Source organism: Cryptosporangium japonicum (assembly GCF_039524755.1).
In the GTDB taxonomy this organism is placed as follows: Bacteria; Actinomycetota; Actinomycetes; order Mycobacteriales; family Cryptosporangiaceae; genus Cryptosporangium; species Cryptosporangium japonicum.
The window spans coordinates 17586-40478 of record NZ_BAAAGX010000011.1; the positions used below are offsets into that span (position 1 = coordinate 17586).

Sequence of the window (22893 nt, forward strand, 5' to 3'; positions counted from 1 at the left end):
TTGGGGCGCGATTGTCGGTGGGGCACGCGACACTGTCGCGGTGCTGATGACGCTGTCCACCACCCACCGGCCCGCGACCGACCTCGGGTACCTGCTGCACAAGCATCCCGACAAGGCGTTGCGCTTCGACGTCGCCGCCGGCGCCGCCCACGTGGTGTGGCCGGAGGCGACGCCCGAGCGCAGCACGGTCGCGCTCCTGGTCGAGGTCGATCCGGTGGCGCTGGTGCGCGGTGCGGGGCAGGCGTCGCTGAGCCAGTACGTCAACGACCGGCCGTACGTGGCCTCGTCGATGCTCGCGGTCGCGCTGGGCAAGGTGTTCCGCACCGCGCTCAACGGCCGGTGCGACGCCCGTCCCGACCTCGCCGAGCGTCCGCTGCCGCTGGAGATCCGGCTGCCCGCGGTGCCCAGCCAGGGCGGCCCCGAGCTGCTCGAGCGGCTGTTCGCGCCGCTGGGCTGGAGCGTGCGCGCCACGCCGATCGCGCTCGACCCGCAGGTGCCCTCCTGGGGTCGTTCGCGCTACGTCGCGCTGGAGCTCACCGGCGAGGTCCGGCTGGCCGACGCGCTCACCCAGCTCTACGTCCTGCTCCCGGTGCTCGACGACAGCAAGCACTACTGGGTCAGCGAGGAGGAGGTCGACAAGCTGCTGCGTGCCGGTGGGCGCTGGCTGGCCACCCACCCCGAGCGCGACCTGATCACCCGGCGGTACCTGCGTCACCGGCGCGACCTGGTGCTCTCCGCGGTGGGCCGGCTGGCCGAGATCGACGACACCGAGCCGGAGACGCTCGACAACGCGGTCGCCGCCGAGCCGCGCCCGCTGGCCCGCCGCCGCATCGACGCGGTCGTCGCGGCGCTGGCCGCCGAGGGCGCGTCGAGCGTCGCCGACGTCGGCTGCGGCGAGGGCGCCCTGCTGCGCGCGCTGCTCAACGACCCGCGGTTCGCCCGTGTCCTCGGCGTCGACGTCTCGGCCCGTGCGTTGGAGACCGCCGCCCGCCGCCTGAACTTCGACCGGATGTCCGACCACGTCCGGGCGCGGATCGAGCTGATCCAGTCCTCGCTCACCTACCGCGACGACCGGCTGCGCGACTACGACGCCGTGGTCCTGATGGAGGTGATCGAGCACCTCGATCCGCCGCGGCTGCCCGCGCTCGCCCGCACGCTGTTCGGCGCCGCCCGGCCGCGGACCGTGCTCGTCACCACGCCCAACGCCGAGTACAACGTGCGCTACGCCGGCCTGCGCGCCGGTGCGTTCCGCCACCCCGACCACCGGTTCGAGTGGACCAGGGCCGAGTTCGCGGCCTGGGCCGGCGCGGTCGCGGGCGAGCACGGGTACACCGTGCGCCACGCCCCGGTCGGCGACGACGACCCCGAGCTCGGTCCGCCCACCCAGCTGGCGGTCTTCCGGCGCGAGGAGGCCCGATGAGCACGCTCACCGTTCCCGAGCTGTCGCTGGTGTGCCTGGTCGGGGCCAGCGGATCGGGCAAGTCGACGTTCGCGCGCGCCCACTTCGGACGGTTCGAGGTGATCTCCAGCGACTTCTGCCGCGGCCTGGTCGCCGACGACGAGAACGACCAGAGCGCCACCGCAGCCGCGTTCGACGTCCTGCACCACATCGCCGGGGTGCGCCTGGCCGGTGGCCGGCTGACCGTCGTGGACGCCACCAACACCCAGGCCCAGGCCCGGAAGTCGCTCGTCGAGCTGGCCCGCGCGCACGACGTCCTGCCGGTCGCGATCGTCCTCGACGTGCCCGAGAAGGTGTGCCTGGCCCGCAACGCCGGCCGCACCGACCGCGATTTCGGCGCGCCGGTCATCCGCCGCCAGCGCGAGCAGCTGCGCCGCTCGCTGCGGTCGCTGCGCCGGGAGGGTTTCCGCACCGTCCACGTGCTCCGCGACGAGGCCGAGATCGCCGACGCGGTGATCGTCCGGGAACGGCTGCTCAACGACTTCCGCGACGACCACGGCCCGTTCGACGTCATCGGCGACGTCCACGGGTGCCGCCGCGAGCTCGAGACGCTGCTGACCCGCCTGGACTACACGCTGGTCCGCGACGACGAGGGCCGCCCGGTCGACGCCGTGCACCCCGCCGGGCGCCGGGCCGTCTTCGTCGGCGACCTGGTCGACCGCGGCCCCGACGCGCCGGGCGTCCTGCGGCTGGCGATGGGCATGGTCGCGGCCGGCCACGCCCGCTGCGTCCCCGGCAACCACGAGAACAAGCTGGTCAAGGCCCTCCGCGGCCGCGACGTGCAGCGCACCCACGGGCTGGCCGAGACGCTGGAGCAGCTGGCCGGGGAGCCGCCGGAGTTCGTCGCGGCGGTCGAGGAGTTCTGCTACGGGCTCGTCTCGCACCTGGTTCTCGACGACGGCAAGCTGGTCGTCGCGCACGCCGGGCTGAAGGAGGAGTACCACGGCCGGGCGTCGGGGCGGGTCCGCGGCTTCGCGCTCTACGGCGACACCACCGGCGAGACCGACGAGTACGGGCTGCCGGTCCGCTACCCCTGGGCCGAGGAGTACCGGGGGCGGGCCATGGTGCTCTACGGGCACACCCCGGTGCCGAAGCCGCAGTGGATCAACAACACGCTCTGCCTCGACACCGGCTGCGTGTTCGGCGGCAGCCTCACCGCGCTGCGCTACCCGGAGAAGGAGCTGGTGAGCGTCCCGGCCGAGCGCGTCTGGTACGAGCCGGTCCGCCCGCTCTTCCCGGAAGCGGCCCGCCGCCCCGACGAGCTGGCGATCACCGACGTCACCGGGCGCCGCGGCGTCGAGACCCGGCTGGCCGGCCGGGTCACCGTCCGGGAGGAGAACGCCGCCGGCGCGCTCGAGGTGATGAGCCGCTTCGCGCTCGACCCGCGCTGGCTGCTCTACCTGCCCCCGACGATGGCGCCCTGCGCCACCGCGTCCACCGGCGACCTGCTGGAACACCCCGAGGCGGCGTTCGCGGCCTACCGTTCGGCCGGCGCCGGGCCGGTGATCTGCGAGGAGAAGCACATGGGCTCCCGCGCGGTGGTGCTGCTCGCGCGGGACACCCAGGTGGCCCACACCCGGTTCGACGCCGAGCCGGGCGCGAGCGGCGCGGTCTGGACCCGCACCGGGCGGGCGTTCTTCCCCGCGCCGCTGACCGAGGAGTTCCTGGCCCGCCTGCGCAACGCGGCCGAGTCCGCCGGGCTGTGGGCCGACGCCGACTGGCTGCTGTTCGACGCGGAGATCCTGCCCTGGTCGGCGAAGGCCGACGAGCTGCTCCGCGGGCAGTACGCGGCGGTCGGCGCCGCCGCCAGGGCCGCCACCCCGGCCGCCGTCGACGTGCTGTCGGCCGTGGCGGCCCGGGGCATCGACGTCGGCGAGCTGCTCGGGCGGGCCACCGCCCGGGTGCACAACGCCCAGGCGTTCAGCGACGCCTACCGGCGGTACGTGTGGCCGACGGCGGGTCTGGCCGGCGTCGAGGTGGCGCCGTTCCAGCTGCTGGCGTCGGGCCCGGCCGAGGGGGAGGGCCGCACCTGGGCCGACCACGACCACGGCTGGCACCTGGACGTGGCCGGCCGGCTGGCCGCGGCCGACCCGGCGTTCGTGCGGCGCACCCGGCGGCTCGTCGTCGACGTGGAGGACCCGGGCTCCAGCGCGGCCGGGGTCGCGTGGTGGGAGGAGCTGACCGGCGCCGGCGGCGAGGGGATGGTGGTGAAGCCGCTGGCCAACGGGGCGGTCGGCCGTCGCGTCCAGCCGGGCATCAAGGTGCGCGGCCGCGAGTACCTGCGCATCATCTACGGGCCCGACTACACCGAACCGGCGAACCTCGCGCGGCTGCGTGAGCGCGGGCTCGGGCGCAAACAGTCGCTGGCGCTGCGCGAGTACGCGCTCGGCGTCGAGGCGCTCGAGCGGGTGGCCCGTGGCGAGCCGCTGTGGCGGGTGCACGAGGCGGTGTTCGCGGTGCTGGCGCTGGAGTCCGAGCCGACCGACCCGCGCCTGTGACCGGTGATCCGGGGATCGGCGGTCCCTGGTTCACCACCGGGAACACCCGCACACTTCGGTCTCATGACAACGCTCCATGCGCAGTGCGACAGCGACACGATGCCCTTCGTCCGGGAGTTCGTGCGCGACCCGTTCGGTGTCGCCTCGGTGGTGCCGAGCGGGGGAGCGCTGGCCCGGCGGGTGACCGCGCCCGTGGCCGCGTCGGGCGAGCCGGTGGTCGTCGAGCTCGGGCCCGGCACCGGTGCGTTCACCCGCTCGATCCAGGCGGCGCTCGGCGGCCGCGGCCGGCACGTGGCCCTGGAGGTGAACACGCAGTTCACCGGTCTGCTGGCCGCGCGCTTCCCGGGCGTCGACGTGGTCGGAGCCGACGCGCGGAACCTGGTCGAGGTGCTCGGCGGCCTGGGTATCAAGCGGGCCGACGTCGTGGTGAGCGGGCTGCCGTGGGCGGCGTTCCGGCCGGCGCGGCAGACCGAGATCCTCGGTGCGATCGCCGGCGCGCTGCGCCCCGAGGGCGCGTTCACCACGTTCGCGTACGTGCACGCGCGCTGGTCGGGCCCGGCCCGGCGTTTCCGCCGCCTCCTGGACACGCGGTTCGAGGAGGTCGTGGTGGGCCGGACGGTCTGGGCCAACCTGCCCCCCGCCCTCGTCTACCACTGCCGCCGCCCCCGTTAGCCCGCGCGTTCCGGGGTGGTCCCGGGGCCGGTCGGGGGCTCGATCCGGTCGCATAGCCTGTCGGCATGTACCACTGGAACGAACCGGACTCCACTCCGGACGCGCGGAGCTGGCGGGACGCGTTCATCGACCTGCACGGGGCGAGCCGGGTCACGCTCACCGAGGCCGGGCCCTGGGCCGGGCGGCTGGAGTGGCAGCGGTCGGGGTCCTACGGCGTCGCGCTGTGCGGCCACGTCCGCGAGGAGTTCGTCCGCGGGCGCAGGCACATCCGGGCCGACGCCCGCGGCGTGTCCGAGCTCCTGGTCCCGGTGGCCGGGAGCGCCCAGGTGAGCCAGGCCGGCAGCGACGGGACGATCCGGCCGGGCACGCTCGCGCTGTGCGATGTGGACGAGCCGGTCACGTTCAGCCACGGCGAGGACTTCGTGTCGATCGCCCTGCTGATGCCCACCGAAGCCGTCCACCGGCGCACCGCGACCCGCGGGTCGCTGGCGTTCGACGGCACCGCCGGGCTGGGCCGGTTGATCCGGGGCATGGTCGTCACCCTGCAGGAGGAACGCGAGCAGCTGACCGGCGCGGCGTTCGACGTCGCCTGCGATCAGCTGCTCGACCTGGTCGGGCTGGCCGCCGAGGGCGCCGTGGACGCGGCACCCCCGGCGCAGCGCGACGAGGTCGAGGCGCAGGTGCGGCGCTACGTCCGGCGTCACGCCGCCGACCCCGACCTCACGGTGGCGGGCATCGCCCGCGCGCTCGGCTGGTCGACCCGCTACATCCAGGACGTTCTGCAGGCGGCCGGCACCACGTCGCGCGACCTCATCCGCACCGAACGGCTGCGCGCCGCGCACACCCGGCTGACCAGCCCGGACTGGCACCACCGGTCGATCGCGCAGATCGCCTACGCCTGCGGGTTCGCCAGCCACTCGTCGTTCGCCACCGCGTACCGGCGCGAGTTCGGCCGGACGCCCCGGGAGGCCCGTCAGGCGAGCGCGCCGCCGTCGACGCGCAGCGTGGTGCCGGTGATGTAGTCGGCGTCGGGCCCGGCGAGGAACGCGACCGCGGCGCCGATCTCGTCCGCGCTGGCGTACCGGCGCAGCGGGATCATCTGCACGAACACGCGCCCCAGCTCGGAGTCGGCCGGCACCGCCATGTCGGTGTCGACCAGGCCGCACTCGATGACGTTGACCGTGATCCGCCGCGGCGCGACGTCGTTGGCCCAGGCCCGGGTGTACGCGCCGACGGCGGCCTTGGTGGCCGCGTAGTCCGCCACGCCGGGCGTCCCGGCGCGGGTGGCGAGGCCCGAGGACAGGCTGATGACGCGGCCGCCGTCGCCCAGGTACCGCAGGGCCTGGTAGGTCGTGTCGGCCAGGCCGGTCAGGTTCACCGCGGCCTGCGCGTCCCGCTCGTCGCCGGAGAGCTCACCGGGGCGGAACACCCCGGCGCTGTTGACCAGGATGTCGATCCGGCCGAACACCTGGGCCACCGCGTCGACCATGGCCGTCGCCTCGGCCCGGTCGGCCTGGTCGGCCTGGAACGCCTCGGCGCGCACAGCTTCCGCGCGCAGGTCGTCGAGGACCGCCTTGGCCTTCTCGGCCTGCGCGACGTAGGTGATGGCGACGTCCGCGCCCAGACGCGCCAGCCGCCGGGCGGTGGCGGCGCCGATGCCCCGGCTGCCACCGGTCACGATCGCCACTTTGCCGGACAGAACCTTCTCGCTCACGGGTTTCCTTTCGTCGGTCGTGCTGGCCCGGCCCACTCTTCCGGTGCGGGCGGCGCGGATCTTTCGACGCGGCGCACTGTCCCTTCGCTGCGGCGCATGGCACGGTCGGCACGTGACCCTGCGCGAACGGCAACTGGCGGCGCTGCGGAACGGGCGGCCGGCGTTGCTCGTCGTCGACGTCCAGCGCTCGTTCGCCGACCCGGCGTACCTGGCCGGCTACCACCTGCGCCCGGAGGCGTCCGCCGCGGTCGCGTCGGCGGTGACGACCACCGGCCGGCTGGTCGACGCGGCGCGCGCGGCCGACGTCCCGGTGGTCTGGGTCGGGCTCGGCACCGACCCGGGCACACCCTGGCGCGCCAGCCAGTGGTTGCGCACCGGTGACCCGGACGCGCCCTACGGGCCGGACGAACCCTGCGTCCGGGGCACCCCCGGCGCGGACTGGTACCGGCTGGCCCCGGCGGAGCACGAGACGCGGGTGGTCAAGCGGGGCTACAGCGGCTTCCTGGGCACCGGGCTGGCCGAGGCACTGCGCCACGCCGGGGTCGGGTGGACGGCCGTGGCCGGGCTCACCAGCGACTGCTGCGTCGCCGCCACCGCGACCGACGCCTTCCAGCTCGGCTGGCCGGTGCTCGTCCCCACCGACGCGGTCGCCGCGTACGACGTCGCGACGAACGAGGCCGCCCTGGCCCAGCTCGCGCTCAACGTCGCGGTGCTGACGAGCGCCGACGAGCTGGTCAGCGAATGGCGGCGGTGACCAGCTCCAGCGTGCGGCGGGCGACGTCCGGCGGGGTGCCGAACGGTTTGACCCGCAGGTTCACCGTGGTGACGCCGTCCTCGGCGTAACGGCGCACCGCCGCCCCCACGTCGGCGGGGGTGCCGACGAGCGTCGCGGGGGCGGGCGGATCACCCGGGACGGACTCCCACAGCCCCCGGGACGTGTAGTAGCCGGCGACCGGGGCGAAGTACCGTTCCGCGAGCTCCCGTGCGCGCTGCCCGTCCGGGTGCACCAGGCACAGCCGGTTGGCGACGACCTCCCCGCCGGGCACCAGCTCCCGGTACGCCGACGCCTGCCGCGCCAGCAGCCGGTCGGTGTAGTTGGTGGCGGCGTAGTACCCGTCGCCGAGGGTGGCCGCGCGCCGCACCGCCGCCTCGGCCCCGCCGCCGACGAGCAGCCGGGGCCCGCTCACCGGGGCGGGCGCCACCTCGCGCCAGGCCTTCCGCAGGGCCTCGAGCGCGGCGTCGGGGGGAGTGCCGGTGCCGAACCGCGTGCGCAGCTCGGCCGGGCCCAGGCCGACACCGACGGTCAGCCGGCCGCCGGAGAGCTGGTCGAGCAGCGCGGTCTCGTACGCCAGGCGCAGCGGGTCGTACGCGCGGAGCAGCAGCACGCCGGTGCCGAGCCGCAGGGTCGTCCGCGCAGCCAGGTGCGCGAGCACGAGCAGGGCGGCCGGCAGGTGGAACGGTTCCGGGCGGCGGTGGTAGCTCTCGCCGATCCACACCGCGTCGACGCCGGTGTCCTCCGCGGTGCGCAGGACCGGGAGCGCGTCGCCGACTTGGTCGGCGACCGGAGCCGCCGAGCCGAGGTCGAGCGCGAGTCCGAGCTTCACTAGCGGCCCTCGGTGGCCGGATCGGGCGTCTTCTCGGGCACGGACGGCCGGGGGCTCGGCGGTTCGTCGGGGTCGGGCGGCGCGGACGGGCGCTCGCGGCCGTTGTGTCCATGGTGGTCGTCCCGGTCCGGACGATGTGGATGGTTGATCGTGTCGGTGCTGGTCATGGTCGCCTCCTCATCGGTCGCCGCTGGCGGTGGTGCACGGGGGCCGCGTGCAGTGGATCACGGGCGGCCCGGGGTTCGCGGGTATTTGTCCAAATAATGCCTCCAGCTGTTTCCCGCGGTCGATCGCGACGGTCCGATGAGGAGCCGGACGAATGGCTCTGATACCCCGATGACATGCGTCGAATCGTCGAATCCGAATAGCGTTTCGCATTACACCGCCGAAGCTCGTGCGCATTCTTGTGCTCCGCATTCCCGGACCGGCCGCGCGACGTCCGACCGGGGTTGATCTGGATGGCAGCACGGCGCGCTGATGCGGAGCGCATCACCCCGTGACCACCGGACGGTGCCCATCCCACCTGCGCATCCGTCCCCTCCGCCGGGGTCGCGGGGCCGACCAGCGGCAACCCACCGGCCGAACGTCGATTGTTCGACGCGCCGCATTTGCGGCCGACCGTGCCGCGCACCGACGCGGAGTGGCGATCGCCGGGAGTGGTTTCCGAGAATGACCGGAGGCGCCATCATCAATAGCTCGCCCGGACCACAAGGTGGGAGTCCTCGTGTCTGTTTGCAGTGGGTGAGGCCGTGCCCCGACCGGAGAATCCGATTCCACCCGGGAACCGTGCGCTGGCCGGCTTCGCGCAGGCGTTGCGCCGGCTGCGGACCGGTGCCGGGTCACCGACCTACCGGACGATCGCCGCGCGGGCCCACTACGCGCCCTCCCGGCTCTCCGAGGCCGCCGCCGGTCACCAGCTGCCCACCTGGGAGGTCACCGCGGCGTTCGTCCGGGCGTGCGGCGCGCCGCCGAAGGACCTGCCGCTGTGGCGCTCGCGCTGGGAGCGGGCCCGCGCGGGCATGCTCCCGGCGCCGGTCGACGTGGAGGCGCGCCGCCTGCTGATCACGGTCCGCCAGCTCCTGCGCACCCGGCCCGGCGCCGACGCCCGCCGGGCCGCCTTCGCCCGGCACCTGCGCGCGCTCGTCGAGCTGGAGGGCGTGACGCTGCGCGCGCGGGCGGCGCGCCTGGGGTACCCGGTGAGCACGCTGAGCCAGGCGCTGACCGGCCGCCGCCCGTTCCGCCGCGACCTGCTGGTCGACCTGCTCTCCGACACGTTCCTCGACGACGTCGACCGGGCGGCCTGGCTGGCGCTGTGGGACCGGATCCCCGGCGACGAGCCGCCCGTCCCCGCGCGGGCCGCCGTGGTCGCGCCGGTGGCCGTGTCGCAGCCGTTCGTGTTCTGGTGGGCCCCGCCGATGCGCGAGGCACTGGCCACGCGCGACCTCGGCGCGGTGTCCCGGCTCTACCGCTCGCGCACGACCGTGACGACCCAGCGCGCGCTGGCCCACCTGGTCGGGGTCTCCCAGGGCACGATCTCGCGGCTGGAGAACGGACGCCTCGCCCCGACCTCCGCGCTGCTGGCGCAGTTCGTGAGCGGCCTGCGGATCCCGGCCGGCCTGGTGTTGCGCCACGGGGAGGCGGCCGAACCGCCGGCGGAGCCGTCCGGGCTCCCGGCCGAGCCGCCCGACGCCCGGCTGCTGGCGACGCTGCCGCCGGACGAGCTGGTCGAGGGCGTGCGCCGGTCTATCGCCCGGCTCTACCGGCTGGACTACGACGTCGGCGGCGACGTCGCCTACCGGGAGGCCGAGGTGCTGCTCGCGGTGCTCGACCGGCGGCTGGCCGAGGAGGACCTGCCGCGCCCGGTGGAGACGGCGCTGCGCCTGGCCGGCGGGGACCTGAGCATGTGCGCGGGCTGGACCGCGTTCGACGCCCGGCGCCTGGAGACCGCGGCGCACTGGTTCACCGAGGCGCTGACGACCGCGCGCACGCTGGGCTCGGCGCCGCTGGAGGCGCACGCGCTGACCGACCTGAGCTACCTGGAGACCACCCGGCACAGCCCGCAGCTCGGTCTGGGCACGGCGGCCGCGGCCCGCCGGGCCGACCCCGGCGCGTTCGCCGACCGCACCGCGCTGATCGCGCTGCGGGAGGCGCGCGCCCACGCGATGCTCGGCGAGGAACGCCGGAGCCGGCTGGCGCTCGACCGCGCCCGGACCGCGGTGGGGCGACGGCACGCCGACCACGGGCCGTCCCCGGAGTGGCTCGCGCACCTCGACGAGAGCGAGCTCGACGGGATGGAGGGCACGTGCCTGCTCGACCTCGGCCGCGCCGACGCCGCCCGCCCGCTGCTGCGCCGGGCGTCGCGGGGCGTGCGGGCCAGCGACCGCAACCGCGCCCTGTACGCGGTGCGGGTCGGCGCCGCCCACCTGGCGTGCGGGGACCTGGCCGACGCCGAGGAGGCCGGCGCCGACGCGGCGACGCTGATGTGCGACGCGTCGGTGCTCAGCGCGCGGGTGGTCGAGGAGCTGGCCGATCTGCGTGCCGACCTGTCCGGACGGTTGCGCCGCGCCGTGTCGGACCGCTTCGAAAGCCAGTTCCGATGCATCATGAGTCAGGCGATGAGCGCACGACAGGCCTCCTAGCCCGCGGGCCATTACAGTGAAGGCGGGTTACGTATCCCGACCGGGGGCGCACGCCGACGGGAGTGACATCGGATGCTGCGCGCACAATTCCTGCTGGCACTGGCCGGTCTCGCCACCTCGCCGGTGCTGCCGCTGAGCCCCGCGAGCGGCCCCACGCCGGCGCTGCGGGCACGGGTGGAACGTCTCGAGGCGGTCGACGAGCGGCACGGCTCGGCCGGGCTGGTCGGCACCAGCCGGGAACTGGCCGCCGCGCTGCGCGACCGCGCGGACGCCGACCCGTGGTTCGGGCGGCTCGCCGGCGCCGCGGCCGAGAACGCCGCCTGGACCGCGTTCGACGCCGGTCTGCCCGGCCTCGCGCTGCGCCGGTGGGACCTCGCGCTCGTGCTGGCCGCGCGCCACCGCGACCGTCCGAACGCCGCCAGGGCCCGGGCGTCGATGGCGCTGGCCGCCGCCGACACCGGCGACGGGGTGGCCGCCGTGCGTCACGTCCGGACCGCGCGCGCGGTGTGCCCGGACGCCCCCGCGCACCTGGCCTCGCTGCTGGCCGCCCGGGCGGCGCTCGGACACGGCCACCGCCGCGACGGCGAGGGCACCCGGGTGTCGTTGCGCGCGGCCGAGAGCGCGCTCGCCGCCGCCCGCGGACAGGCCGAGGAGAGCTGGCTGCGGTTCTGGGGCCCGGCCGACCTGGCCTGCCACCGGGCCAAGGCGCTCGCCGCGCTGGGGGACCGGCCGGGCGCCGAGCGGGCGGCCCGCGAGGCGGTCGCCGCCGTGCCCGCCGGGCAGCGCCGCAACGCCACGCTGTACCAGGCGCTGCTGGCCGGCCTGCTCGCCGAGCGGGGCGAGCTGGACGAGGCGCGCCGCCTCGTCGACGGCGTCGTCCGGGCCGGGGTGCCCGACTCGGCCCGGGTGCGTGCGCGGCTGGCGCGTGCGGTGACCACGATCGAGGCCCGCGACCCCGGCTACCACCCGGCCTGGTCCCGAGCGACCAGGGAGTCGCTGGTTGTTCGGTTCGGATAGCCGTCCGGGCGGCGTCCCGGCCGATGAGCGCGCCGCTCCGGTGGTGCGCCTGTTCCCCGGCCCTGGATGCGCACCCCGGCCGGAGGCCACCATCGGGGCATGGCCCGGGTCGGGAACGCACAGGTGCGGCGCATCGCCGCGCTCGCCGGCGAGCTCTACGACCTGGACTACGACATCGGCGGCGACGCGCTCTGGCACCGCGCCGAGGACCACGTGCGCCAGGCCCACCAGCTGCTGCGCTTCGGCACGTACACCGACCGGGTCGGGCGCCGCCTGCACGCCGCCACCGGCGAGCTGGGCATGTGCGCCGGCTGGCTGGCCTTCGACGCCGCCCGCCACGCGCAGGCCCGCCGGTCCTACACCGAGGCGCTGACCCTCTCGCGCATCGCCGACGACCCGTGGCTGGAGTTCCACGCGCTGGTCAGCATGAGCATGCAGTGCGTGGCCACCGACCGGCCGCGGGACGCGCTGGTCCTGGCCCAGGCGGCCGAGCGCCTGCTCCGCCGTCGTCCGCACCCGCTGCTCGCGGCCGTCGCCGCGATGCGTCAGGCCCGGGCGTACGCCAAGCTGGGCGACCCGGCCGGGATGCGCGCGGCGATGGACCGCGCGTGGACGGCGTTCGAGGCCCGGGGGGACACCGCCGAGTCCGCTCCGGAGTGGACGCGCTTCCTCGACGACGCCGAACTGGCCGGCAACGAGGGCATGTGCGAGAACGACCTCGGCCGGCTGGCCCGGGCGTCGGCGCTGCTCGGCCGGGCCTGCGGCGAACAGCGCGACGGCATGACCCGCAACCTGTCGCTCTACACCGTGCGCCTCGCGCGGGTGGCGCTGGCCGCCGGTGACGCCGAGCGCGCGGTGCGGCTCGGCGAGACCGCGCTCGGCCTCGCGGTGGACCGGGTCGCGAGCACCCGCATCGTCACCGAGCTGCGTGAACTGCGCGACGAACTGTCCGCCCGCGCCGTGGCGGCGCCCCGGCTCGCCGCGCTGGTGGCCTGAGAAGGACCCGCGCGGGGCGGCCGGAGGGGGACCGCCCCGCGCGCCGACCCGCCCGGCTCAGGCCGGCACCGCGCGCGGTGTGGTGTTCCACTGCTCGGAGCCGAACACCTCGTAGCGGATCCGGTCCTCGGACACGCCGCGCCCGCGCAGCCCGGCCCGCACCGCCGCCATGAACGGCACCGGCCCGCAGAGGTACACGTCGGCGTCGTCGGGCACCGGGATCGCGTCGGGATCGACCAGACCGGTCCGCGAGCCCGGGACACCGGACTCCTCGTACCAGGTCAGGCTGCGGAACGAGCGCAGACGGGCCCCGGAGGCGGCCAGCTCGGCGCGCAGCGCGTGCCGGTCGGGGCTGCGGTCGGCGTGCACCGCGACGACCTCGCGGGTGGGCCGGCTGCGGGCCACGTGGTCGAGCATCGAGGCCATCGGTGTGATGCCGACGCCCGCGCTGACGAGCACCAGCGGCGAGTCGTCGTCGCGCAGGACGAGGTCGCCGAACGGGCGGCTCAGCCGCAGGGTGTCCCCGGCCGACACGTGCTCGTGCAGGTAACCGGAGACCGCGCCGCCGGGGACGTGGCGGACCGTGATGCGCAGCGTGTGCCCGGGCGCCTGGGAGAGCGAATACTGGCGCAGCTGACGGGTGCCGTCGGGCAGGTCGGCCGCGACCGTGACGTACTGGCCGGGGCGGAACGCCGGTGCCGGTGCGCCGTCGGCGGGCGCGAGCACGAACGACACGGTGTCGTGGGCCTCGGTGACCTTCGTGACGACCGTGTGCTCCTGCCACGGCGCCCCGGCGTCGACGTCGGCCCGGGCGTAGAGACGCGCCTCGCGGCCGATCAGCCGGGTCGCGAACAGCCAGTAGACCTCGTCCCAGGCCGCGGCGATCTCCGGCGTGACCGCGTTCCCCAGCACGGTGCCCACCGCGCCGAGCAGGTACCGGCCGACCAGCGTGTACTGCTCGGCCCGGATCCCGAGCGCGCAGTGCCGCTGGGCGATCCGTTCGACCAGGTGGTCGAACATCCGCGGGTCCGGGCCGGCGCCGGTCAGGTGGGCCGCGTAGGCCGCGACCGCGCCGGCCAGCGCGTTCTTCTGCTCGCCGGTGGCCTGCGCGCTGCGGCTGAACAGATTCCGCAGCTCGGGGTTCTCGGCCAGCATGGTGTCGTAGAAGACGCCGGAGATCGCGCCGAGGTGCGCGCCGACGATCGGCAGCGTCGCCTCGACGATCGGGGCGCTGGCAGCGGAGAGCATGGATCCTCCCAGTGGGATTCAGGCCCGGCCGAGCGCGAGCAGGATCTGCTCGGTCGGTGGCCCGGTGAGATCCCCGACCGTGATCGGGTCGAGGCTGACGTAGAACGCCTCCTGCGCGGTACGCAGCGCCCGGCGCAGCCGGCACCCGGAGTTGAGCGGACAGCCGTCACAGTCGACGACCTCCGTCTCACCTTCCAGGTCGCGCACGATGCGACCGACCGACGCCGAGCGGGCCGCGGCGGCGAGCCGGACCCCGCCGCTGCGGCCGCGCACGGTCTCCAGCAGATCCAGGTGCTGTAGCCGCTGGACCACCTTGGCGAGGTGGTGGCGCGGTACGTCGAGGGAGTCGGCCAGTTCGTCGATGGTCAGCAGCCGGTCGCGGGCGGCGCCGAGCATCAGGACACGCAGACCGATGTCGGTGGAGCGGTTGAGGCGCACGACCCGACAGTAGCCAAACAGGACTCCCAGATTCCTGTTTTATGGCGAGGGTCACCGAGTGTGAGTTCGCGCGGGAAGGGTACAAAGCAGAGGCCGGTCGACGAGAAGGAGCACGATGATCACCCAGTCCGTGTGGCGCACCGACCCCGAGGACATCGCCGACGACGAGGCCTACGTGGACCCGGAGGATCTGGCCTATCTCGACGACTGAGCCCCGGCGGCCGGCGGCGTGCCGTGGCCGGGGATACCGCGGTCCGGGGGGATCGGCGGGTCCGCGGACGGCGTAAAACCGTGCGCCGCGGTCAGCGCGGAGAGGCGCCGGTAGTACTCCTCGACCGCGTCGAGCACCCCCTCGACCGCCGCGATCAGCCGGTCCCCGGCCCGCTCGACCACGTCGGCCTCGTGCTCCTCGAACGCACGGATCCCGTCGCGGAGCGCGCCCTTCACGGCGCGCAGCACGGCCTGGTCCGCGGCCGCGTACCCCTGCACGACGTCGATGACCCGGGACCGGTCGGCGTCGCTGGTGAGCAGGTTCCGCACGGACGCGCCGGCGTCCGGCACCGGCTCCACCGTCCGGAGCGCGCGCACGTCGCGCTCGGGCGCGCAGAACCCCACGGTCATCCGCCAGAGCGACGTCAGGTCGTCGCCGACCAGCCCGGCCAGGTAGCTCGCCCGGAACCGGCGGTGGGCCTCCACGAGGAACTGCAGCTTGAACGGCGTCAGCTCGTCGGGCGGCGGCCCGGCCGTCGCGGCCGTGGCCGCGAACCCGTAGTCGTTGACCAGCGCGTTCTCCATCGCCACGACCAGGTACACGTAGCGCACCCAGGTCGTGAACAGCTCCTCGAGGCCGGCGAAGCGCAGCCCGTCGGCGTCGAGCACCACGCCCCAGCGGTCGCCGAAGTCCAGCCGGCGCAGATGGCCGAGCTCGTACATGCTGAGCTGGGCGTCGACTTCGGAGTTCTGGTCGTGCAGCACCCCCCGGTAGGCCGAGGTGGCGTCCATCCCGACGTAGTGCTGGAGGATCTGCGGCCCGCCCACGTGCAGGTCGATGAACTCCGAGACGTCGTAGACCTTGCCGCTGACCGCCATCCAGAAGCCGGCCTCGGCACTGTTCCGCTCGATCAGCGCCGAGATGTCGTAGCGCGTGCCCTGCTGCGCGTGACCGCGGTAGGTCGTGAAGATGTCGAGACCGAGCCGTCCCCGCGCGATCAGGTGCCGGACGTCGACCTCCAGCCGCCGCAGGGTGTCCAGTACCGACCCGGCGAACCCGGCGCTGCCGCACACGTACAGGTGCGCGCCGGCGTCGACGGCCGCGCGCAGTGCGTCGGCGTCGGCGGTCATCAACCGGTCCACGCGTTGGCGGGTGCCGTCCTCCACCACGAACGCCCCGGTGCCGACGTCGAAGCGCAGCGCGGTGTCGGCCCGGGAGAACGCCGCCCGCAGCTCGAGCCGGCCGGCCGCCGCGAGCGCGGCGAAATCCTCCGGGTGCACGAAGTCGTCCGGCCGGCGCAGCCCCAGGAAGAGCCAGTTCGGACCGGACGCCGCCGCGCGGGCCCGCGCGAACCCGTGGAACGGCGCCACGCCCGAGCCCGCGGCGAACATCACGACCGGGGTGGCCGGGTCGGCGGGCAGCCGGAACCGGGGCGTCGGCACGATCGTCAGCGAGAGCCGCTTCTCGCGGTAGCGCACGTCGCTGGACATCCGCCGCAGGAAGTGCGACGCGCTGCCGGTGCGGCGCCGCTCGTAGGAGACGGTGGTGTGCGGGCTGGTGTAGGTCAGGCCGCCGACGACCAGGTCGATCGACTCCGCGGGCCCGTCGGCCGCCGACGCGATCGAGTACAGCCGGAACACCTCGGGCGCGACGATCCGGCCGATGCTCTCGGCCTCGTGCGCGCCGGCCGACCAGAGCCGGGTGACGTCGTACCCGGCCGTGCGCACCAGGTCGAGGACGTCCCAGAGCTCCCACTGGTCCTCCATGCGCGCCGACACGATCCGCGCCAGCGCGCCGGCGCCGGACAGCGCGAGCAGACGTTTCGCGCTGGTGCGGCCCACCGGGCGGATGCGGCCGAACGTGAGCAGCGTCCGCAGCGGCAGCACCTCGGTGCCGTCCTCGTAGCCGGCGCGGAAACGCACCGCCTCCTGCCAGTCGGCGGTGAGGTGCACGAGTTCGTCGCCGGTGGCCCGCAGGGCCCGCAACGTGGCGCGCACCAGCGCGTCGTCGTTCTCCGGCAGCACGCCGAGGCGGTCGCCGGGCTGGTACCGGATGCCCTGACCGGCGACGTCCAGCCGCAGGTGGGTGGTCCAGGCCGCGGAGCCGGGATCGGTCGTGGTGACCCCGCGCCGCACCCGGCCGAAGGAGACCTGCTGGTTGCCGGCCGGCCAGCGCTCGTCGCGGACCTCGGCGAGCTCGCGGTCGATCGCCTCCCACGTCTTGTCGCGGAACAGGCCGGTGAACTTCGCGCCGGTGGTGACCGACCGGCCGACCTTGAACGCCACCTCGAGGAACCCGTAGGCCTTGATCCGGTGCAGCCCCATCCAGCCGCGGTCACCGAGGTAGGCGTCGAGCACCGCCCGGTACAGCCCGCGCAGCGCGGTGTTGCCGGGCCGCTCCACGAAGTCGCGGACCGAGACCGCGCCGAGCGCCTCGACGAGCTCGCGCCAGTGCCGGGGCATCTGCGCGCGCAGCGCGAGGCTCTGCTGCCCGACGGTGGAGGAGTACGACGCCCGGCCGAAGAACGCGTCGAGGGCGTGGATCTGCGGCTGGGCGGTGCCGGCCGGGCTCGGTGCGCCCTCGAAGATCGGCACCCCGGAGGTGCCGACGGTCTTGGCCCACAGCACCAGGTCGAGATGGGACTCCGACCGCGGGTTCGGGTCGATCTGCGGGTAGATGGTGCGCGTGACGTGCTGCAGCCGTTCGAGCATCGTGAGCAGCGCCGCCTCCAGGCCGGCGCCGTCGTCGGCGAGCACCGCGTCCTGGGCCCGCAGCATCGCGTCGAGCACCGGGGTCAGTTCCATCGCGAACTCGGTGGTGACCAGGTAGAAGACTTCCTCGGCCCGGTTGCGCCAGGCCGGGACCAGCAGCTCCAGGTTGGCCAGGCGCCGGGGCCCGGCCGGGTCGCGCAGCTTCCAGTTGTAGAAGAACAGGTCGATGTAGGAGACCGACGGGACGTCCTTGCCCAGCCGTCGCGACACCTGCCGCCACGGGAGCAGGATGCTCGGCGGCAGCGCGGGCGGCGGGTCGGTGCGCACGTACTGGTAGGCGTGCGCGAACACCCCGAGCAGGGCCGACGCCCGGAGCAGGTACCGGTCGGGCAGCCTGTCCGCGTCCAGGACCGGCAGCCGGTCGAACTCGGCCCGCACGTCCAGGCCCGCGTAGAGCGCGGGGAGCCGGTCGACGAGGTCGTCCCAGGCCCGGTGCGACTCCGGCAGCGCACGCAGCGGCTCCTCGACCGGGAGGAAGCCGTGCTCGATCGAGAGGAAGCCGTCGAGCTCGTGGCCCTGGGCGCGGTTGTAGGCCTCGGCGGCTTCGACGACCCGCCGGGCGGGGGAGACGCGGCGGGTGGGCGCCGGGGGGAGGAACGGCGCGAGCATCGTCATGCCCGCGCCGATGCGCGTCTCGTCGCTGAGCGGCTCCGGTTCGGCGACCACCGTCCAGTCGACGGTGCTGGCGCCGATGCCGAGCCGGTCGCCGTCGCGCAGCGCGTGGCTGCGGATCCAGCCGCCGTTGACGAACGTCCCGTTGGAGCTGTCCAGGTCGGTGACGACCAGGCCGTCGCCGTCGAGGTCGAACCGGGCGTGGCGGCGCGACACCGACCGGTCGTCGAGCGCGACGTCGCTCTGCGTCGCGTCGCGCCCGACCGTGAGCGGCAGGTCACCGGTGTGCTCGGTGACCGCGCCGGTCCGCCGGTTCGTGAACACCAGCCTCAGGCGCGTCATCAGGCGTGGTAGATGACGGCGCGGCAGATGTCCGAGCGGGCCACCGTGCCGTGCAGCGTGCGTCCCTCGACGACCGGCAGGCGGCGGATCTGCTTCTCGGTCATCACGACGGCGGCGCGGGCCACGTCGTCGTCGGGTCGCAGCGTGATCGCGTCCCGGACGACGAGCGGGTCGATCGGGCGGTCGGCGAGGTCGCGCGCCTTGCGGCTGAGGTCGCCGAACGCGTCGTGGAGCGACCCGCCCGCGCGCAGTGCCTCGTCGTAGCTCGGCAGCACCGCCCGGATCAGGTCACCCTCGCTGAGCGCCCCGACGAACGCGTCGTCGTGGTCGAGCACCATCAGCTCGCTGATCTGGGAGACGCTGACCAGCTCGGCGGCGCGTCGGATGTCCGCCCCGAGATGGATGCACGCCGGATACCTGGTCATGACGTCCCGCACCAGCACGTTTCCCCCTGGACGGCCCGGACTGTCGGGGTGTGGCCGGTCCAGCGTGCGTGCTCGGGGCGGCCGGGACAAGCGCCCTTTCGGACGAGGCGCGGCTGATACTTGCTGTGGCATCCGTGAAAAGAGTGCAGCGTGTAGTCGATAAGCTGCCGGGTATGCCGTTATCCGGATACTTGATCGGGATCGACTTCGGAACGTCGAACACCGTCGGTGTTCTCCGGTATCCCGACGGCAGGAGCGAATCCCTGCTGTTCGACGGGTCCCCGATGCTGCTCTCCGGCGTCTGCCTGGACGAGAACGGGCAGTTCCTCACCGGCCGGGACGCCGCCCACGTGGCGCGGACCCGCCCGGAGGCGTTCGAGCCGAACCCCAAGCGCCGCATCGACGACGGCACGGTGCTGCTCGGCGGGCACGAGGTGCCGGTGCCGCAGCTGCTGGCCGCGGTGCTCTCCCGGGTGATGACCGAGGCGCGCCGGGCCAAGGGGCGCCAGCCCGAGCAGGTCGTGCTGACCCACCCGGTGGCCTGGGGACCCCGCCGGCTCGACCTGCTGCGCCAGGCGGCCGCGATCGCCGGGATCCCGTCGGCGCTCCTGGTGCCCGAGCCGGTCGCGGCCGCGTACAGCTTCGTGGCGCTGCCCCGGGTGTCGGTCGCGCCCGGGCAGAGCATGGTCGTCTACGACTTCGGCGGCGGCACGTTCGACGCCACCGTCGTGCGACGCACCCCGATGGGGTTCGACGTGGTGGCCTACCAGGGGCTCGACGACGTCGGCGGGCTCGACGTCGACGCCGCGATCTTCGAGCACCTCGGGGCGTTGCTCGGGGACCGGGCCGCCGGTGTCTGGGAGCGGCTGAAGACACCGATGACCGCGTCCGACCGGCGCGAGTCGCGGCTGCTCTGGGAGGACGTGCGCCAGGCCAAGGAGACGCTCTCGCGCACCACGTCGGTCCACATCCACGTGCCGCTGCTCGACGACGACCTGCCGCTCTCCCGGGAGCAGCTCGACGCGCTGGCCCGGCCGCTGCTCAACCAGACCGTGGGCACGACGCTGGAGTCGCTGCGTGCCGCCGAGACGCCGGCCGGTGGGCTGGCGGCGGTGCTGCTGGTGGGCGGGTCGAGCCGGATCCCGCTGGTGTCGGCGCTGCTGCGCGAGTATCTCGGGATCGCGCCGACGGTGGTGGAGAACCCGGAGCTGGTGGTGGCGCAGGGCGCGATCATCGTCGGCGCCGCCGCGCCGGTCGCCACGCCGGTCTCGCCGCCCGGCGCGGGGACGGGGGGCGTGCCGCCTCGCCCGGGCCGGATCTCCGACGCGCACGGCCCGGTGCCGGGCGCGCCCGGCCGAGCGCCCGGCGGTGGGCCCGGCGGTGGGCCCGGTTCCGGCGTCGCTTCCGGACCTGGTTCCGGCGCCGGGTCGGGTGCGGTTCCGCCCGGCGCGGCCTCCGGGCCGGTGGTTCCGCCGCCGCGGCCGCCGATCATCGCCCGGCCGCACGGTGCCGCGGCCCACGCGGCGGTGTCCGGTGCGGGCGCGCCCGGTGCCGGTTCGCCCGGTGCCGGTTCGCCCGGTGCCGGTGCCGGTGCCGGTGGCGGTGCGGCCGGGGTCGGGTCGGGCGCCGGGGTGCGTGGGGCCGCGGCCGGCGGTGCGCCCGGGGCGACGCGGCCGCGCAACCGGCTGGGCACGGGCCGGATCGTCGCGATCGTCGCCGCGGCGATGACGCTCGTGCTGGTGATCTGCGGGGGCGGGCTGTTCCTCCGCGGCCTGTTCGCGGCCGAGAACGACGGCGACACCAGCGCCTACGACGCCGGCAAGCCACCCTGCGCCGCCGAGCTGGCCTTCGTCGGGGCGTCGACCGGCGACGGCTCCGAGCTCGGCCTCCGGGTCCGCAACGGCGTCGAGCTCGCGGTCGCCGACCACAACGAGCGGAGCGCCGACTGCGACGTGAAGCTGACCAGCTTCGACACCGCCGGCGACGAGAAGAAGGCCGCGCAGTTCGCGACCACCGTCACCGGTGACACCGCCACGCTCGGCGTGATCGGGCCACTGCGCCCGGCCGAGCTCGCCGCCGCGAGCAAGGTCTACGACGCGGCCGGCCTCGCGCAGATCACCCCGGTCGGCGACGCCGAGGCGCTCGCCCAGTGGAAGTCCTTCCACCAGGTCATCGGCGACGAGGATTCCCCGAACCTGTTCGCGCGCCGGTACCTGGTCGACACGCTCAAGGCCGGCAAGGTCTACCTGACCGACGACGGCTCCGGGCACGGGCGCAAGCTCGCCGGCTACATCCGCGGCGCCCTGGAGGAGGCGGGCGTCCTGGTCGGCACCGAGAGCGTCACCGGGGACACGGTCGGCGACACCGCGGCGAAGATCACCCGGTCCGGGTCGTCGGCGGTGGTCTACCTCGGTGCACCGGCGCTCGCCGGGCAGCTCCGGAAAGCGCTCACCGAGGCCGGCGGCGTGGACGTCAAGCTGATCGGGACGTCCGAGATCGACGACCCGGCGTTCTTCACCGCGGCCGGGGACACCGCGGCCGGCACCGTGCTGTTCGGACCGTACATGCCGGTCAAGGAGATCCCGGCGGAGTTCCGCGTCGCCTACACCGCGAAGTTCGGCACCGAGCCGGGACGCTACGCGGCCGAGGCCTACGACGCGGCGACGATCCTGCTCGACGGCATCGCGGCCGGGAAGACGACCCGCGCGCAGATGCTGGACTTCGTCAACCGGTACGACGCCCGGGGCCTCACCAAGCACCTGAAGTTCAACGAGATCGGCGACCTCGCCGTGCCGACGATGTGGCTCTACGAGGCCGACCGCACCGCGTTCTCCAGCACCGGCCGAATCACCACCTGACCGGGGCCGGGACGGGCAGGGAGCGGGCGATCAGGAGGACGGCGGCGGCGGCCGAGACGGCGAGCGTCGCCCGGCGTTGGACCTCCGGGGAGAGCGCGCCGGGCCGGCGCCGGGCGGCCACCAGGCCGAGCACGGCGCCGGGCACGAGCACCGGGGTCCGGCGCAGCGCGGCCAGCGCGGCCGGGTCCGTCACCGCGCCGCAGGCCGGCGTGAGCACGGTGAGCACGGCGCCGCTGGCCGCGACCACCGCCCGGCGGCGACCGCGGACACCGCGCCGTTCACCACCAGCGCGGGTAGCGGCACCAGCGGCGGCGCCAGCAGCAGCGCGAACGGCACGAGCAGCAGGTTGAGCCCGAACCCGATCGACGCCTGCGCGTAGGCACCGGCCGCCACCACCGCGGTGAGCCCGGCGAGGACCGCCCAGTCAGTCACGGCTCGGGCGCGGCGAGGACGGCTGGGCCGGCCCGAACGTGCGCCAGGCGGTGGTCAGCAGGAGCGCGCCGGCCACCGCCCCGACCGCGGGGGAGCCCACCAGCAGGCAGACCACGGCCACGACCAGCCCCAGCCACACCACGACCCTGGCCGCGACGTCCAGCAGCGCGATGCCGGTCAGGTGACCGCGGGTCCAGAACGGCAGCCACGTGGAGGCCACGGCCAGGAGGATCGCGCCGAACACGGCGAACATGATGACGACCGCCTCCGGCCACCCGATGTGACGGGTGAACGCGTACAACCCGGAGAGCAGGCAGCCGAGCCAGACCTTCGCGAAGACCCAGCGACCCGCACGTCCCAGCAGGTCATCGCTCCCCGGATCGGGGTCGCTGCGTAATCGCGTGCTCATCGCACTCCTCGGTGAACGGCTCGAGCCGTTCTCACCGATCGTGACATCAACCGTCAAGGACCGCGACCCCGATCGGGAGGTCTAGCGGCCGGTCGCGCCGTCCAGCTGCTCGCGGAGGATGTCGGCGTGACCGGCGTGCCGGCCGGTCTCCTCGATCAGGTGCGTCAGCAGCCAGCGCATCGACGCGGGCTTGGAGGCCCGGGGCGGCGGCTGGGTGAGGTCGTCGCACGCGTCGATCACCGCGTTCGCCTCGGCCACCGCGGCCCGGTACCCGGCCAGCACGGCGTCGGCGGTCTCGTCGGCGGTGGGGTGGAAGGTCGCGGGCCAGCTGCGCACCTCCTCGCCGAGGAAGTAGAACCGCTCGACGGCGGTGAGGTGCTTGATCAGCCCGAGCAGGTTCGTGCCCGACGGCACGCCGGGCGTGCGCACCTGCGGCTCGGGAACGCCCTCGGCTTTGGCGGCGATCGCGCTGCGCAGGTAGTCGAGGAAGCCCTGGAGCGTGGTCTTCTCGCCGGCGCTGATGCCCGGTGGTCGATGGTCCGTCACCG

General features: G+C 74.8%; 19 protein-coding genes and 1 pseudogene. 9 read left to right on the forward strand and 11 right to left on the reverse strand.

Annotated features, from left to right (window positions below; all coding sequences use genetic code 11):
* Nucleotides 1–40 precede the first annotated feature (40 nt).
* The 4 genes from ABD437_RS15225 (at nucleotide 41) to ABD437_RS15240 (ending at nucleotide 5651) form a co-directional block, all read left to right on the forward strand.
* Nucleotides 41–1420: a 3' terminal RNA ribose 2'-O-methyltransferase Hen1 gene (locus ABD437_RS15225; RefSeq protein WP_344649487.1), complete on the forward strand. Its 1380-nt coding sequence runs from the start codon at nucleotides 41–43 to the stop codon at nucleotides 1418–1420.
* The gene (locus ABD437_RS15230) at nucleotides 1417–3957 is read left to right on the forward strand and encodes a polynucleotide kinase-phosphatase (RefSeq protein WP_344649488.1); all 2541 of its coding nucleotides are present in this window, start codon (nucleotides 1417–1419) and stop codon (nucleotides 3955–3957) included. The genes ABD437_RS15225 and ABD437_RS15230 overlap by 4 nt, the downstream gene beginning before the upstream one ends.
* A 63-nt stretch (nucleotides 3958–4020) precedes the next feature.
* A complete protein-coding gene (locus tag ABD437_RS15235; protein ID WP_344649489.1) occupies nucleotides 4021–4629 on the forward strand; it encodes a class I SAM-dependent methyltransferase in 609 nt (202 codons plus the stop codon).
* 65 nt (nucleotides 4630–4694) lie between these two features.
* The gene (locus ABD437_RS15240) at nucleotides 4695–5651 is read left to right on the forward strand and encodes an AraC family transcriptional regulator (RefSeq protein WP_344649490.1); all 957 of its coding nucleotides are present in this window, start codon (nucleotides 4695–4697) and stop codon (nucleotides 5649–5651) included.
* On the opposite strand, the gene ABD437_RS15245 is transcribed toward ABD437_RS15240, so the two are convergent.
* Nucleotides 5603–6343 carry an SDR family NAD(P)-dependent oxidoreductase gene (locus ABD437_RS15245; RefSeq protein ID WP_344649491.1) on the reverse strand — a complete coding sequence of 247 codons (741 nt, stop codon included), beginning with the start codon at nucleotides 6341–6343 and terminating at the stop codon, nucleotides 5603–5605. The genes ABD437_RS15240 and ABD437_RS15245 overlap by 49 nt on opposite strands.
* Nucleotides 6344–6455: 112 nt before the next feature.
* Here ABD437_RS15245 and ABD437_RS15250 point away from each other — a divergent pair, with 112 nt between their 5' ends.
* Nucleotides 6456–7097 (forward strand): cysteine hydrolase family protein, encoded by a 642-nt coding sequence (locus ABD437_RS15250; RefSeq protein ID WP_344649492.1) that lies wholly within the window; start codon nucleotides 6456–6458, stop codon nucleotides 7095–7097.
* Here ABD437_RS15250 and ABD437_RS15255 read toward each other — a convergent pair.
* A complete protein-coding gene (locus ABD437_RS15255) occupies nucleotides 7078–7947 on the reverse strand; it encodes an LLM class flavin-dependent oxidoreductase (protein ID WP_344649493.1) in 870 nt (289 codons plus the stop codon). The two genes, ABD437_RS15250 and ABD437_RS15255, sit on opposite strands and share 20 nt — an antisense overlap.
* Complete coding sequence (locus ABD437_RS15260) at nucleotides 7947–8114, reverse strand: hypothetical protein (protein ID WP_344649494.1); 168 nt, start codon at nucleotides 8112–8114, stop codon at nucleotides 7947–7949. The genes ABD437_RS15255 and ABD437_RS15260 overlap by 1 nt, the downstream gene beginning before the upstream one ends.
* Nucleotides 8115–8696: 582 nt before the next feature.
* Here ABD437_RS15260 and ABD437_RS15265 point away from each other — a divergent pair.
* The 3 genes and pseudogenes from ABD437_RS15265 to ABD437_RS15275 form a co-directional block, all read left to right on the forward strand.
* Complete coding sequence (locus tag ABD437_RS15265) at nucleotides 8697–10586, forward strand: NsdA family TPR-like regulatory protein (RefSeq protein WP_344649495.1); 1890 nt, start codon at nucleotides 8697–8699, stop codon at nucleotides 10584–10586.
* A 72-nt stretch (nucleotides 10587–10658) separates the two neighbouring features.
* Entirely contained in the window at nucleotides 10659–11603 is a 945-nt protein-coding gene (locus tag ABD437_RS15270) for an NsdA family TPR-like regulatory protein (RefSeq protein ID WP_344649496.1), read from the forward strand.
* Between the two features lie 60 nt (nucleotides 11604–11663).
* A pseudogene (locus ABD437_RS15275) lies at nucleotides 11664–12599 on the forward strand (NsdA family TPR-like regulatory protein); the annotation flags it as partial.
* Between the two features lie 57 nt (nucleotides 12600–12656).
* Here ABD437_RS15275 and ABD437_RS15280 read toward each other — a convergent pair.
* The 4 genes from ABD437_RS15280 to ABD437_RS15295 all read right to left on the reverse strand — a co-directional run bounded on the left by ABD437_RS15280 (nucleotide 12657) and on the right by ABD437_RS15295 (nucleotide 18646).
* A complete protein-coding gene (locus ABD437_RS15280) occupies nucleotides 12657–13847 on the reverse strand; it encodes a globin domain-containing protein (protein WP_344649498.1) in 1191 nt (396 codons plus the stop codon).
* 18 nt (nucleotides 13848–13865) lie between these two features.
* Nucleotides 13866–14285 (reverse strand): RrF2 family transcriptional regulator, encoded by a 420-nt coding sequence (locus ABD437_RS15285; RefSeq protein ID WP_344649499.1) that lies wholly within the window; start codon nucleotides 14283–14285, stop codon nucleotides 13866–13868.
* Nucleotides 14286–14480: 195 nt separating this feature from the next.
* The gene (locus ABD437_RS15290) at nucleotides 14481–18221 is read right to left on the reverse strand and encodes an FHA domain-containing protein (protein WP_344649500.1); all 3741 of its coding nucleotides are present in this window, start codon (nucleotides 18219–18221) and stop codon (nucleotides 14481–14483) included.
* Nucleotides 18221–18646 (reverse strand): CBS domain-containing protein, encoded by a 426-nt coding sequence (locus ABD437_RS15295; RefSeq protein WP_344649501.1) that lies wholly within the window; start codon nucleotides 18644–18646, stop codon nucleotides 18221–18223. Before ABD437_RS15295 ends, ABD437_RS15290 begins: the two co-directional genes overlap by 1 nt.
* A 173-nt stretch (nucleotides 18647–18819) precedes the next feature.
* On the opposite strand from ABD437_RS15295, the gene ABD437_RS15300 reads away from it, so the two are divergent.
* Nucleotides 18820–21504 carry an Hsp70 family protein gene (locus ABD437_RS15300; RefSeq protein ID WP_344649502.1) on the forward strand — a complete coding sequence of 895 codons (2685 nt, stop codon included), beginning with the start codon at nucleotides 18820–18822 and terminating at the stop codon, nucleotides 21502–21504.
* On the opposite strand, the gene ABD437_RS15305 is transcribed toward ABD437_RS15300, so the two are convergent.
* The 4 genes from ABD437_RS15305 to ABD437_RS15320 form a co-directional block, all read right to left on the reverse strand.
* Nucleotides 21494–21751, reverse strand: a complete 258-nt coding sequence (locus ABD437_RS15305) for a hypothetical protein (protein WP_344649503.1) — start codon at nucleotides 21749–21751, stop codon at nucleotides 21494–21496. The two genes, ABD437_RS15300 and ABD437_RS15305, sit on opposite strands and share 11 nt — an antisense overlap.
* A complete protein-coding gene (locus ABD437_RS15310) occupies nucleotides 21694–21936 on the reverse strand; it encodes a hypothetical protein (protein WP_344649504.1) in 243 nt (80 codons plus the stop codon). Before ABD437_RS15310 ends, ABD437_RS15305 begins: the two co-directional genes overlap by 58 nt.
* Complete coding sequence (locus tag ABD437_RS15315) at nucleotides 21929–22345, reverse strand: hypothetical protein (protein ID WP_344649505.1); 417 nt, start codon at nucleotides 22343–22345, stop codon at nucleotides 21929–21931. The genes ABD437_RS15310 and ABD437_RS15315 overlap by 8 nt, the downstream gene beginning before the upstream one ends.
* 81 nt (nucleotides 22346–22426) lie before the next feature.
* The gene (locus ABD437_RS15320; protein ID WP_344649506.1) at nucleotides 22427–22891 is read right to left on the reverse strand and encodes a DinB family protein; all 465 of its coding nucleotides are present in this window, start codon (nucleotides 22889–22891) and stop codon (nucleotides 22427–22429) included.
* Nucleotides 22892–22893 lie beyond the last annotated feature (2 nt).